This window comes from Rothia uropygioeca (assembly GCF_004136585.1).
In the GTDB taxonomy this organism is placed as follows: Bacteria; Actinomycetota; Actinomycetes; order Actinomycetales; family Micrococcaceae; genus Rothia.
In genome coordinates this window covers 713,811-725,988 of the sequence record NZ_NOIR01000001.1, presented here as the reverse complement: position 1 = coordinate 725,988, position 12,178 = coordinate 713,811, and the positions used below count along the sequence as shown (strand labels likewise).

The 12,178-nt window shown below is 60.6% G+C and carries 13 protein-coding genes; all 13 read right to left on the bottom strand.

Going from position 1 to position 12,178, the window contains the following annotated elements:
• Positions 1-5: 5 nt before the first annotated feature.
• The 13 genes from EWR20_RS03175 to EWR20_RS03115 all read right to left on the bottom strand — a co-directional run bounded on the left by EWR20_RS03175 (position 6) and on the right by EWR20_RS03115 (position 12,178).
• Complete coding sequence (locus tag EWR20_RS03175; protein WP_129358909.1) at positions 6-1,940, bottom strand: NHL domain-containing thioredoxin family protein; 1,935 nt, start codon at positions 1,938-1,940, stop codon at positions 6-8.
• A 168-nt stretch (positions 1,941-2,108) separates the two neighbouring features.
• A complete protein-coding gene (locus EWR20_RS03170; protein ID WP_129358907.1) occupies positions 2,109-4,379 on the bottom strand; it encodes a cytochrome c oxidase assembly protein in 2,271 nt (756 codons plus the stop codon).
• A gap of 79 nt (positions 4,380-4,458) precedes the next feature.
• Entirely contained in the window at positions 4,459-5,781 is a 1,323-nt protein-coding gene (locus EWR20_RS03165; RefSeq protein WP_129358905.1) for a Dyp-type peroxidase, read from the bottom strand.
• A 12-nt stretch (positions 5,782-5,793) separates the two neighbouring features.
• Positions 5,794-6,471 (bottom strand): copper chaperone PCu(A)C, encoded by a 678-nt coding sequence (locus tag EWR20_RS03160; protein WP_129358903.1) that lies wholly within the window; start codon positions 6,469-6,471, stop codon positions 5,794-5,796.
• 14 nt (positions 6,472-6,485) lie between these two features.
• Positions 6,486-7,133: a copper resistance CopC family protein gene (locus tag EWR20_RS03155; RefSeq protein WP_165000939.1), complete on the bottom strand. Its 648-nt coding sequence runs from the start codon at positions 7,131-7,133 to the stop codon at positions 6,486-6,488.
• An 80-nt stretch (positions 7,134-7,213) separates the two neighbouring features.
• The gene (locus EWR20_RS03150; protein ID WP_129358899.1) at positions 7,214-7,852 is read right to left on the bottom strand and encodes a hypothetical protein; all 639 of its coding nucleotides are present in this window, start codon (positions 7,850-7,852) and stop codon (positions 7,214-7,216) included.
• A gap of 185 nt (positions 7,853-8,037) precedes the next feature.
• A complete protein-coding gene (locus EWR20_RS03145; protein WP_129314580.1) occupies positions 8,038-8,322 on the bottom strand; it encodes an HU family DNA-binding protein in 285 nt (94 codons plus the stop codon).
• A gap of 68 nt (positions 8,323-8,390) precedes the next feature.
• Positions 8,391-8,696, bottom strand: coding sequence for a 30S ribosomal protein S14 (rpsN, locus tag EWR20_RS03140; RefSeq protein ID WP_129358897.1), 306 nt, complete (start codon positions 8,694-8,696; stop codon positions 8,391-8,393).
• Between the two features lie 5 nt (positions 8,697-8,701).
• Entirely contained in the window at positions 8,702-8,872 is a 171-nt protein-coding gene (gene rpmG, locus EWR20_RS03135) for a 50S ribosomal protein L33 (protein ID WP_030015328.1), read from the bottom strand.
• 2 nt (positions 8,873-8,874) lie between these two features.
• Positions 8,875-9,111 (bottom strand): 50S ribosomal protein L28, encoded by a 237-nt coding sequence (gene rpmB, locus EWR20_RS03130; RefSeq protein ID WP_129314578.1) that lies wholly within the window; start codon positions 9,109-9,111, stop codon positions 8,875-8,877.
• Positions 9,112-9,387: 276 nt separating this feature from the next.
• Positions 9,388-10,245: an SGNH/GDSL hydrolase family protein gene (locus tag EWR20_RS03125; RefSeq protein ID WP_129358895.1), complete on the bottom strand. Its 858-nt coding sequence runs from the start codon at positions 10,243-10,245 to the stop codon at positions 9,388-9,390.
• Between the two features lie 131 nt (positions 10,246-10,376).
• Positions 10,377-11,360, bottom strand: coding sequence for a siderophore-interacting protein (locus EWR20_RS03120; protein WP_129358893.1), 984 nt, complete (start codon positions 11,358-11,360; stop codon positions 10,377-10,379).
• Entirely contained in the window at positions 11,357-12,178 is an 822-nt protein-coding gene (locus EWR20_RS03115; protein WP_129358891.1) for an ABC transporter ATP-binding protein, read from the bottom strand. Before EWR20_RS03115 ends, EWR20_RS03120 begins: the two co-directional genes overlap by 4 nt.

Genomic DNA, 12,178 nt, shown 5'->3' with positions numbered 1-12,178 from the left:
TGCTGTCAGTTGACCCCCCGCAGGTCTAGCGTCATGGTGCGCTCATCCTTCTCGTCGCCTGTGACCCGAACCGGGATGCCCCAATCCTGTTGGTAGAGGTGACATGCGGCATGATCCGGGATCTCACCGCCAGGCTCACCATCGCAAGCTGCGGCCCGAGCCGTAACGTGGAGGACGGCGTCAGTGATCTCCGGATTCAACGTCAACGTCCGAGCCAGTCCTTGCTGGGCACCTGAGCCTTCTGTGATGAATTCAGGCGGGGTGGCCGAGATCTTCAACTGCGTGGGATCGCCCCAGCGGTCATCCAGTTTCTGTCCACTGGGAGCCGAGAACCGGGAGACGATCTCCAGAGTTCCTCCCGCCAGAAGAGACGGCGGCCGTTGCGTCTGGGAAGCTCCCTCGTCAACCCGCTGGGCTTCCTTGGGGATGGGCAAGCGAACCACCTGGTGAGCATTCGCCTCGACCACGAGGAGAAGGGGCTCTTCACCTTCCCCTCTGTCTTCGAGCAGAACGTCCGAGGGCTCGGCCAGATCACGGGCCAAGGTAGTCAGTTCGGCCGTCGCAGGATCCCACCGCCGCACGGCGCCATTGTACGTATCCGCGATTGCTACTGACTGGTCCGGCAGAACTGCGACGCCCAGGCAATGCTGCAATCGAGCTTCTTCGGAGGAACCATCGCGGAACCCGAAGTCAAATAACCCTTGGCCGACCGCCGAGGTGACCACCGGACCGTTTTCCTGGAATGAAATTTTTCTCAGTGCCGAGGTCTCCGAATCGGCAACCCAAATGGTTCCGTCCGCCGCTTGAGCCAGGCCGGAGGACTGGGCGAACCATGCCTCCGCAGCGGTGCCGTCGAGCAGGCCTTCCGCTCCTGTCCCCGCCAAAACCTGGACCGTGCCGGACACAGGGTCAAAGGAAAAGATTTGGTGCGTACCGGCCATTGCAACGATGAATGACTCGATGGCATCGGACCATACGAGGTCCCACGGCGAAGATAATGAGACGGATTGGGGGTCGGCCTTGGGATCGATGAAGTTGGGGTCCCCCGTGCGCGCACCCTCCGCGTCGAGTAACCGCTGCACCCCGTTGCCGGCCACCGTGGTAACTTCCCCAGTGTCCAACCGAACACCCCGAAGGCGGTGGTTGACGGAGTCCGCGACGACGACGTCGTACCCGACCTGGGCTCGCAACTCTTCCGGCACGATCGCCAGGCCCTGCGGCTCGTTGAAGCGGGAGTCGTCGGCCGAACCGTCCTGATACCCCTTGGCATTGCCTCCCCACGTCCGGAGCACCTTTTCCAGCGACGCATCCAGCTCGACGACGCGGTGTCGGCCGGTATCCGTAACAAGGTACGTCTGTCCTTGAGCTTCCTGTGCGCGCAATTCGGCAGGAAGGGCATTGATCTTGCCCGGGAAGGAAAGGATCCCTTCCGATTTGGGGCGAGGCACGTAGGGGCCGCTACCCCGGTGCAGAGTCCCTTTGGCCTCGTGTTCCTGGGCCAGCTCGTGAACAAGGGAAACGAGCCCTTGGACGTGTCCCTCACCCGAGAGGTGGGCGACGATGTAGCCTTCCGGGTCCACGACGACGAGGGTCGGCCATGCACGGGCCGTGTAGGCCTGCCACGTGCTCAGCTCAGGGTCGTCCAGTACCGGATGCTGAATGTCGTACCGGTCCACGGCTGCGGCCAGGGCCTCGGGGTCCGCTTCGTGCTCGAACTTCGGTGAATGGACGCCTACCGTCACGAGGATGTCCGAGAACTCCTCTTCCAGGGGCCGCAGCTCGTCCAGGACGTGCAGGCAATTGATGCAGCAAAAGGACCAAAAATCCAGAACGACAATCTTGCCGCGCAGATCCGACCAATTCAGGTCTTTACCTCCGGTATTCAGCCAATTTCGGCCGGTCAATTCGGAGGCACGTACTCGGGGCGCGCGTTCAACCATCGGATCCTCTTTCCTGAAATCTTCCACGGTTCGTTCTGGACTGTTCGTGGGTGCTTGCAGAAGGGTAACAAGCCGTAAGGCGCGGATGTTCCCTGTTTCGTAGCAACGTCATGCGACGGTGGATGGGCGTCATATTCCGGTGATGTACGCCGCCATGGTGGAAGGCAGTTACCGCCGCTCCCCCGGGCGCGATTCGATGCCTTCGTTGAGCTTTTCGAACATCTCGTTGTACGCCTCCAACTCGGCGTCGCCATCGCGATCCGCCTGGCGGTCGAGCCTCTTCGCCAGGCGTCCGTCGGCAATAGACCATTGCACGCCGACGACGACCGCAATCAACATGGTCGGGATCTCTCCCATTCCCCACATGATGGATCCGCCCAATTTCTGGTCAGCGATGGCCGACAGCCCCCATGGACGTCCGAGATTTCCAAACCAGGAGGCCTGCAAAAGGGCGTTGGAGCTCATCAGGGCAATTCCGACGAATGCGTGGTAACCCAGGGTCGCGATGAGAACGACCAGGCGGAGCGCGTATTGAGGTCGTCGAGGAATGGGGTCGATGCCGATCAGGACCAGCAAGAACATGTAACCGGTCAAGAGGAAATGGACCATCATGAACTCGTGCCCCACGTGGAAACGCAGCGCTACGCCGAACAGCGGGGTGAAATAGAAGATCACGATCGACCCTGCGAAGTTGACTCCGGCGACGATCGGGTTCGTGACGATCTTTGCCCAGGTGGAATGCGTGAATCGCAATATCCACTCACGGGGACCCCGAGTACCGTCCTGTCGCGGCTCCAAGGCTCGGAGCAATAACGTTACTGGTGCCCCCAAGACCAAGAAAATTGGAATGATCATGGTCAAGAGCATGTGCTCGACCATGTGCGCCGAGAAGAGGACACGCGCGTATACGGTCAAGGACCCCGAGGTCGCGAATGTCAGGAAAGCGAGCCCCAAGAACCACGAGAACAACCGCAAGGGGTTCCAGGTCCCGCCTCTGGCCCGGACCTTGAAGAACGCCCAAATATAGAACCAGAGAGCAAGAACTGCAATAGCTACCCACAGCCAGTCCCAGCGCCAGGTCGTGAACCACGAAGCCGTCGTCGGCTCCGGCGGCATCTCGTACCACGTGATAATGCGGGCCGGCGAGGCATCCGGCTTCAGCTCTTCGGGAACCGGCGGAGCCGTTCGGGAAAGGGTCACTGCCACACCGGAGACAGTGCCCATAATGATCAGCTCCGCCAGAATGACCTGCCAAATGCCCCGGAATGCGCTGACGGCACCGGATTCGATGCGCGGGATGAGATACATCCGGTGAGCTGCGCCGGCAATACCCAGAAGAATGGTCAAACTTGCCTTGGTCACGATCAAGGCACCATAGGTGGTACCGAGATCCGACAGACCGAAAATGCGGATATCGGCGTTGATGATGCCTGAGACCAGGACCATGACGAAGCCGACCAGCGCGACAGCCGAATAACGGCGAAGGACCGCGACCGCGATCGGCACCCGTCGAGCGTTTGCGCTGAGCGACCCGCGGGTCTTCTCGGGCACGGTGCCCGTCCCGGCGTCGGGTCCGGAGAGCTGACGGGACAAATACGCAAGCACCACGAGGCCACCAAACCAGAGGCTCACACCCAATAGGTGGAGCCCCAGGGAATTGACCGCGCCCATATGGTCATCACCGCCCGAGGAGTGCCCGCTCAGGGCAAGCGCCACCAGAGCGATCATGGACACACCGAAAGTCAACAAGAGGCCCAGCAGCTGGCGCACGGCGAAGATCAAGGTCGTCACGACCGCCGCAACGACGACGATCGTCGTTTGCTCCTGTCCACCTGCGATGCTCTGCATGTAGCTGAGCAACTGCGTCGTAAATGCTTTATCGCTGCCGACGGAACTTCCCGAAACATCGGCATAGGACAGGACGAGCACGGCGACTGCCGCGATAGTCCACGTCATCGCGGCGACCGCGCCGAAGTTCAGAGCCGAGGTGAAGGGCGGATACTCGGCGTTGCTGTTGTCCTCGGCCTGCTTGAGCTCTTCGGCCTCGTCTGCAGACGCATTGGCCAGGGCCTCGACGCTGGCGTCATCCGCATCGGCGGCGCGCTTGACCCGGGCGCCTCGGCGTCCGCGTCGAGTCGCGTCGACAGCGTAGCGGGGGATGAAGAAGACCGTGAACAGCAATGAACCCATGGTCGCCGCCATCGCGACATTGTGAATCGCTTCGGCCACCGGCAGAGCCCAGCGGACGAACGGTCCGGGATCGTTGAGATCCGTCCCGGCCGCGGTGCCCGACAGGATGAGCGAAACGACGAGGAATACGAGGGTCGTACCCGGGACCACGAGCAACCACGGTCTGTGCAGTCCGCGCGCGATTCCTTGCGGTATCTCTCGCCGTGGCGCGGTGGTCTTACCGGCGGCCTTCGGCTTGCTGCTCGTCATCAAATCCTCGGATCGAAAGTGGTGTGTGGGTGTTTGCGCGACCTCGGCCGAGGCCGACCGAGGTCGCGCAGAGCCGGACCTACGTACGGAACAGGAAGTCCCCGATGAAACCGCCCTCTTCGCATCCCGGAGGAATCGCGAAGACCGCGGACCCAATGGGGACGGTCCAGGTATTGAGCATGTCCAACTCGGCCAGACGTTTTTGAATGGGTACGAATTGTTTGACCGGATCGGCCTGGTACGAGGCGAAGATGAGCCCAGTACGGCTCACTCCGCCTTCGCTGGAGCCGGCTTTCGCTAGGCCAGACGCGTTCGAGACCGGTAAATCATAATTGTACGGCCGTCTCAGAATACGTTCGACCGGGGTTTGAGCGGTCGCCCTTCTGATATGAGCGTAATCAGCGATCACCGGAAAACCGACCGGCGTCTTAGCGGAAAGGTCAGCCGGGTCCGTTTCTTTCTGCCCGGTCAGTGGGGCACCGTTGGACAGTTTGCGTCCGACGGAGTCCTCGCGCCCAGGGTTGTCCACCTCATCCCACGTATCCAAGTTCATGTGGATACGGCGAATGACCAACGAGGTTCCCCCTTCGGCCCAGGGTTCGAGCCCGTCAGCCTTTCCGTAGACGATGTCGTCCATGCTGGAGTCGTCCGTACTCGGATTGATCGTTCCATCGACCTGGCCGAACAGGTTCCGCATTGTCGTCCCTTTTTTCAAAGAGCCCGCTGCGTTACGAAAACCCTCCTGTATCCAGTGCACGCTGCCGAAACTGCGCGTGTCCTTGAGGAGCATGCGCTGTGCGTGGGCCAATGTCATTTTGTCATCGCAACAGATTTGCAGCAGGAGATCGGACTCGCCGTACTCGTCGCCGAGTCGATCGATCTGTTCAAAAGCCGGAAGAGGTTTGAGCCAAGACGGTTTGGACTTCGGATCGACCAGGTCAAAGATCTTCTGCCCGAAACCAATGGTGATAGTGAGATTGGCGGCTATTTCAGCGAGCTCGGGTTCCTGATCATTGATCGGGCCTTTCCCGGATGTCAGCGACGCAGCGTCGTCGCTCACGATGCGAAGCATACGGCGAACGTCGGCCGAAGCCACGCCCGGGCGTAAACGAAGCCCGATGAAGTGACCATAGGCCGGCGCCGGAGTCGCGACTCCGGCCTGCCGCTTTCCGTAGAAACCAACTGTTGACGAAGCGAGCGATGTGCCCCCATTCACGGCTTGGGGATTTCCCCCATTGTCTTCGCCCGAAGGCGTCGACGAGCCGCGGTGGCCGCCGCGGCGAGCGAGCTCGACGCTCGCTCCCGCGGCGGCACCTACGGAGGCAGTGGCCCCTCCGACGAGCAGATGTCTACGGCTCCACAGCGAACGCCGTGGCGCCGGAGTTTCCTGTTTGTCGGACATGGGGTCGCTCCCTTACGACGAGCAGCTGGGAAGCTTGCTCGAGCTCGGGCTCATGGACGACATGTCGTGACCGGAGTGATCGTTCATGTCGTGACCAGAATGATCGCTCATGTCGTGATCGGAGGTCTGTTCCGAAGACGAACCGGATTCTTCGGACGGATCGTAGTTCTCCTTGGCCCCCGAGTAGTCCCGGATCGGCGCGTCGACAACAAGGGACTTGTCGTCCGAGGTCTTCAGTGTGACCTTGAGGCTGTCACCGGCCAACATCGAGCACTTCAAGTCCATCAGCATAATGTGGTTTCCGCCCGGCTTGAGGTCAAGCGATTCACCAGGTTTGATCGTGAATCCGTCCTTTTTCTCTTGCATTGACGAAGCGCCGGTTTTGCTGTCGGTCACTGTCTCGTGCAACTGCGCCATGTCAGAGGCCTGAGTTTCCGCCTGGGTCACTTTGACCTCGTGATCCGATGTGTTGGTCAGCGTTCCGAATACTGCAGTCATGCCCGAATCTGCCGCTTTGGCCCACGGGTCCTTGACGGCAAGGCCTGAGTCCGAGGAATTCGCTCCGGAGGAAGCCGAGGCCTTGGAAGAGCTGTCATGACTTGCTTCCTGGGACCCACCGCAACCGGTCAACGCAAGAAGAGTACTCACAGCGAGGGCGGCGGGGACAAGAACAAAACGAGTTTTTTTCATGTTAGTCACCACCGTCAGCGCCTTTCGTCGTTCTTCTTGGCGCGAACCCGCGCGATGAGCAGCACAACGACGGCCAGAACCGCTAGAGCGATGACAGCACCGATGACGGCGCTCACCCATACGGGCAGACCTGAACCCTGCTCCTTCTCGTCCGAGTCATTCGCACCGGCGGAAGAGGAATCATCGCTCGGAGCGGCTGAGGCTTCATTGGTTGCCGATGCCTGGTCCCCTGAACCGCCCTGGCCCACGGTGAAGTTGAAAGCCCCTTCGATCGGGTGGCCGTCTTCGGAAACAACCCGCCAAGCTACTTTGTAGGTTTCGTCCTTGGCATCCGAGGAGACCTTCTGGGTCACTTCTTTGCCCTCGACGGTTGCATCACCGGTGCTCACGGTATTGCCCTCGGAGTCCGTCACGATGACCTTGTTGCCGTTGTGAACTTTGGTGATGTTTCCGGAGAAGGTCAATGTGACGTGGTCAGGGGCAGCGCTGACTTTGTCGTCCTGAGCCGGATCCGTCTGCACGAGTTGGTCGTGCGCTTGAGCCGCCGTACCGCTCATGAAAAGTGCCACGATCACCAGCGCAATTGTCGCTGGCACGGCTGCGATGCGACGTCGCATCGTCGAGTTTTCAAGGTTTTTAGTTCTTGTCATTGTCAGGGCCATGCCTGTACTCTCTTTCGTCGCTGAATTCTCCGGGTGTGGCATGGGCGAAGGCCCAGGCGACTGACCCGGAGTCATTGGATTTATGCGGAGACGAAAGGTACGGGAGGCCCCCGGAGCGCGACGGGGCCGGGATAGGCCTTGTTCACCAGAACCCGAACCATACCGGCCACTGGCAACGGGCGGAACGCAGGAACTACCGCGACGGGTTTGGGCAGGAGGGGAGAAACTCGCTCAAGCCCGATCCGAACGGCCAACGACAGCGCGGCCAAAGCGGCGTCCCCGCGGCGAATAGCGAGGTAAGTCAGCAATGCTGCCGCAAGGTGCATCATGACCATGCCGATCGAAAGGTCAGTTGATTGCCCGCTGACGGACGCGGTCAGAGAACCGCTTCCGTGGGACATATGGGCGGCATGACCAACCATGGGCTCGCCGTTGGCCTGCGTCATGACGACACCATGGCCTGTCTGTGCGAAGAGCCAGTGAAGAATCCCCTGGGAGCAAATAACGCTCAAAGCGGTTGAGAAAACCGACCATCTGATGCCGGAAACCAGCACGCAGACAAGCCCGGACAGTGCCCAGCAAACGGCCACGAGGGCCGGCGGTGGGACATGCCCCATGGCCAGGACGTGGGAAATGACGCCGGCGAAGGTCGCGATACTCGCCAAACTCCAGCCACGAACGAGGCGGGACAAACGGGTCGGCGTGGCACGGAGAGTCACGACGGTCCACCCCCTGAGTTCCTCGACATGACAGCGATCAGCCTGAAAGACGCACTCAGTCTACCAATGGTTTCGCCCTGGGCGATCCCCTAGTACGTAGGATCACACGGCGTCCACTGGGCACAAAGAAAGCCCCGCGTTCCTGAAGAGGAACGCGGGGCTTTCAAGCGTCTGCAGTCGGATGACTACTTCTTGGCAACAGCTGCTTTGAGCTTGGAACCAGCGCTCAACTTGACGCCATGACCAGCGGGGATCTTGATGGCCTCGCCGGTCTGCGGGTTACGACCGGTGCGTGCTGCACGATCGGTGCGCTCCACCGACAACCAGCCGGGGATGGTGATCTTCTCGCCCTTGGAAACCGAGGATTCGAAAACCTGGAAGACAGCATCCAGAACGCCATTGACGGCGGCCTGACTCATGCCCGACTTCTCGGCAACCTCTGAAACGAGTTCGCTACGGTTCTTAGCCATATCTGTGTCCCTCCTGAGACTTGAATTTTCTTGGCTCAAGCCGACTATACCGGCCTACAACCGAAAAATTACCAGCTTGACTTGGTAATTCCCGGCAATTCGCCTCGGTGCGCCATTTGGCGGAAGCGAACACGGGAAATCCCAAACTTCTGGAAGGTACCGCGCGGACGACCGTCGATCTGGTCGCGGTTACGGATACGGATGGGAGAAGCATTGCGGGGAAGCTTCTGCAAGCCCAACCGGGCCTCTTCGCGCTCCTCCGGGGATGCGTTCTCATCTACAAGGGTCTTCTTGAGGGCAGCACGCTTCTCCGCGTAGCGCTCAACGATGACCTTGCGCTGCTCGTTACGAGCGATCTTGGACTTCTTGGCCATTGCTCTTAGCGCTCCTCTCGGAAATCAACGTGCTTGCGGACAACCGGGTCGTACTTCTTCATGACCAGGCGGTCCGGGTTATTGCGGCGGTTCTTGCGGGTTACGTAGGTGTAACCGGTGCCGGCAGTGGACTTCAGCTTGATGATCGGACGAACGTCCTTGGTATTCGATGCCATGCTTAAATCTTCTCCCCGCGTGCAAGGATGTCGGCTACGACCGCGTCGATACCGCGGCTGTCAATAACCTTGATGCCCTTGGCGGACACGTTCAGCGTGACATTGCGGCGAAGGGACGGGACCCAGTAGCGCTTCTTCTGAATGTTCGGATCGAACCGGCGCTTGGTGCGGCGGTGCGAGTGCGAAATGCTGTGTCCAAAGCCGGGAACAGCTCCGGTCACCTGGCAGACGGCTGCCATAGTTTCTCCTCCAAATGTTGACAAAATGACGGTGCGCAGTTGTTGCCTACACGAATGCGGGCCTTCCGAGCGCTCCGTCACCTACTTAGAGCACCGGGTTATTCGCCGGGCCAGAGTGTGGAACAGGCGCCTGCGTGAGATTTTCAGGTCCTGCCCCCGCCGCGGGATAACGGTGAAGCTTTCTTCGGTGCCGAGAGGTGGACTCACCACTACGACAGCGTTAAATACTATGGAATAGCCGTACCAAGCGCAACCTGCCCAGGGCAGAACATGGTCTTAATCACCGGATTCGGCCGCCTCATCAACCCTAGGCTCCGTCACCGTCATACTTTGAAGCTCGGGGTATTTCGGTGACAGTAAATCGCCTGATGAGGTCCCTCTCAGTCTACGCCCGACCCACGGCAACGCGAATTCGCGCACCCAATCGACATTGGCACGGGTCGTTTGCACGCGTGAAACACGACGCATTTGCGGCAGAGGCTCCAAACCGAGATCCACCGCCGGGGTCACGTCCAGCGCTTCAAGGACCTTGCCCGCAAGCTTTCGGTGGCCCCGGGTATTCATATGCAAACGGTCCGGTGCCCAGTAGCGAGCATCCGAGAATTCTTTGCTCATGCGCCAGAAATCGACCAAGATCACTCCGTGACGATCAACGATTTCCCGCAGGAGTTCGTTGTAGATCGCCGCGCGACCCCGGGTTCCCTTGAAGACACCGTAGAAATTCTTCGCATCGAATCCGGTAAAGGTCAGAACGTGAGCCCCGCTCGACCGCAGACGCGAGATCGCATCCTCATAGCCGACCATCAGCTCGTCCACGTCCACGTTGGGCCGCAGAATGTCGTTTCCGCCGCCGTAAATGCTTACGAGCGTCGGCTCCAGAGCCAATGCCGCCTCGATCTGCTCATCAAGAATCGGCCCCATGGTTCGGCCGCGAATCGCCAAATTCGCGTACGTCGTCCGAGGGAAACGGAGCGTCAGCTGCTCCGCAACACGGTCGGCCCACCCGCGGACTCCATTCGGGCGCGTGGGGTCGTCGTCCCCCACTCCTTCCGTGAAGGAATCCCCGAGGGCCACAAATCGGATGGGCTCCCGCTCTGCGCGATCTTCCGATTCCGCATCGGCGACTGTGGACATAACTCTCCAAACCAACGTGTGCTTCCATGGATCACAGGCAATTCTCCCCCATGCGAAGCACCCACACCCACGACGTTATGCCCGCCCACAGCGCACCGCAACACGCCCGGGCAAAAAAGCCGGGCATGGACCTAGGACTCCGCGTGGCCTGCTTTCCAGTAGCCCATAAAGGAAATGCTCGACTTCTCGATATTGGCTTCGTTAACACACACTCGGCGCGCTGCACGAACCACGGAGGCCTCACCCGCCAGGTAAACGTACGTGCTGCCCGGGTCCTCAGTGGTCTTCCACACGATTTCATCCGCGGCAACTTTGACCCCGAGAGGGCTGTCCGCGTCATCCTCGTGCGGTTCGATGCCCAGCGCCTCGCGCAATGCCTGAAGTGTGAGTTTGCCTCGGACCATGCCTTCTCGGCGTTCGAGCCAGTGGAGTTCGACGTCGCCGTGCCGACGGGCTTCCTCGATCAACGGCTGTGCATGGCGGTCCAGTTCAGCGTTGCCCTCGGGGACCTCCAACAGGAATCGGGCATGAGCCCCCTGCGGCAAGGTGCGCAGGACCGACATAGCGGCGGGAACAGCAGTTTCGTCGGCGCAAACGATGACCGTATCGGCCTGCTCGGGCTTCCACATCGACCAGAGCTGCCCTTCACGGGACGGGCCGATAAAGCTCAAACTGTCGCCGACCTTCGCCCGGGAAGCCCAGGTCGCGCCGGGCCCCATCTCGGACGGCTGGTCACTGTCTTCGGATTTTCCCTCCGCAGGATGCAGGACGAAATCGACATCGATTTCGACTCCCTGGCTTCCAGCAGGAGATGTCCAGGTCCGGGAATCCCGAAGGGTGTAGGTACGGATCCAACCGCCGCGTTCCTTGGGATCCGCGGCGAACCAGTCCTTCCGCCAGGTGTCGTTGAGATCCAAGCGCACGGGGCCCGAGAGCTCAGGATGCGGAATGAAGAGCTTCAGATAGGAATCGAGGACCTGACCGCTCCCGTCTCCCGCCGGGGCAGCCAACCTGGTCAGCTGTTCGGATGCGAGCCGGATTCGTACGAAGTCACGGCTCAGGCGTTCCGTCCCCGTGACCTCGGCTTCGAAGAGTTCCATGGGGATGTTGCTCATACCAGTTCCTTTCTGGGGGTCGGTACGACGACGGGTGACCCACCCTCATCCGGGCTAACGACTGCATCGAGGCCGAAGACATCGGCCAAATTTTCTCGAGTCAAGACCTCAGCCGGCCGACCCGACATCTTGATCTCGCCGTTCTTCATGGCCACAAGGTGGTCTGCACAACGCGCTGCCAAGTTCAGCTCGTGAAGGACCAGAACCATCGTGGTTCCCCTCGCGCGATTGAGGTCCACGACGAGGTCGACCAGGTCCACCTGGTGAGCGAGGTCGAGGTACGTGGTCGGCTCGTCGAGGAGGAGGACATCGGTTTCCTGGGCCAGAGCCATCGCAATCCACACGCGTTGACGTTGCCCGCCCGAGAGCTCCGCGACGGGAATCTCGGCGAGCTGATCGGTATGCGTCGCTTCCAACGCCCACGCGACTGCGGCGTCGTCCTCTCGGGATGCTTTGGAAAACATGCCCTGATAGGGATATCTTCCTCGGGACACAAGGTCGGCGACCGTGATTCCGTCCGGCGCCACCGGATGCTGCGGGAGCAGCCCCACGCGGCGTGCGAAGTCTCGCGAACCGTACTTGGACAGGTCTTTGGAGTCGAGGTGAACTCGACCGCCGGCAGGCTTGAGCAAACGAGAGAACCCGCGCAACAGCGTGGACTTGCCGCATCCGTTGGGTCCAATGATCGCGGTGACCTGACCGGCAGGGACCTGGAAGTCCAGGTTCTCAACGATGTTGCGGCCACCGTAATTGAGAGTCAGCGATTCTGCGCACAGACGCAGCTGTTGGGATGAGGAAGAAGTTCGGACTTTGGTCAT

Excerpts from the sequence above, each read along its gene's own strand:
- rpmB (WP_129314578.1), bottom strand. The coding sequence starts at position 9,111 with ATGGCAGCCGTCTGCCAGGTGACCGGAGCTGTTCCCGGCTTTGGACAC.
- EWR20_RS03160 (WP_129358903.1), bottom strand. The coding sequence starts at position 6,471 with ATGAAAAAAACTCGTTTTGTTCTTGTCCCCGCCGCCCTCGCTGTGAGT.
- EWR20_RS03145 (WP_129314580.1), bottom strand. The coding sequence starts at position 8,322 with ATGGCTAAGAACCGTAGCGAACTCGTTTCAGAGGTTGCCGAGAAGTCG.
- EWR20_RS03115 (WP_129358891.1), bottom strand. The coding sequence starts at position 12,178 with ATGACCAAAGTCCGAACTTCTTCCTCATCCCAACAGCTGCGTCTGTGC.
- EWR20_RS03155 (WP_165000939.1), bottom strand. The coding sequence starts at position 7,133 with ATGGCCCTGACAATGACAAGAACTAAAAACCTTGAAAACTCGACGATG.
- EWR20_RS03120 (WP_129358893.1), bottom strand. The coding sequence starts at position 11,360 with ATGAGCAACATCCCCATGGAACTCTTCGAAGCCGAGGTCACGGGGACG.
- EWR20_RS03170 (WP_129358907.1), bottom strand. The coding sequence starts at position 4,379 with ATGACGAGCAGCAAGCCGAAGGCCGCCGGTAAGACCACCGCGCCACGG.
- EWR20_RS03175 (WP_129358909.1), bottom strand. The coding sequence starts at position 1,940 with ATGGTTGAACGCGCGCCCCGAGTACGTGCCTCCGAATTGACCGGCCGA.
- EWR20_RS03125 (WP_129358895.1), bottom strand. The coding sequence starts at position 10,245 with ATGTCCACAGTCGCCGATGCGGAATCGGAAGATCGCGCAGAGCGGGAG.
- rpmG (WP_030015328.1), bottom strand. The coding sequence starts at position 8,872 with ATGGCATCGAATACCAAGGACGTTCGTCCGATCATCAAGCTGAAGTCC.
- rpsN (WP_129358897.1), bottom strand. The coding sequence starts at position 8,696 with ATGGCCAAGAAGTCCAAGATCGCTCGTAACGAGCAGCGCAAGGTCATC.
- EWR20_RS03165 (WP_129358905.1), bottom strand. The coding sequence starts at position 5,781 with ATGTCCGACAAACAGGAAACTCCGGCGCCACGGCGTTCGCTGTGGAGC.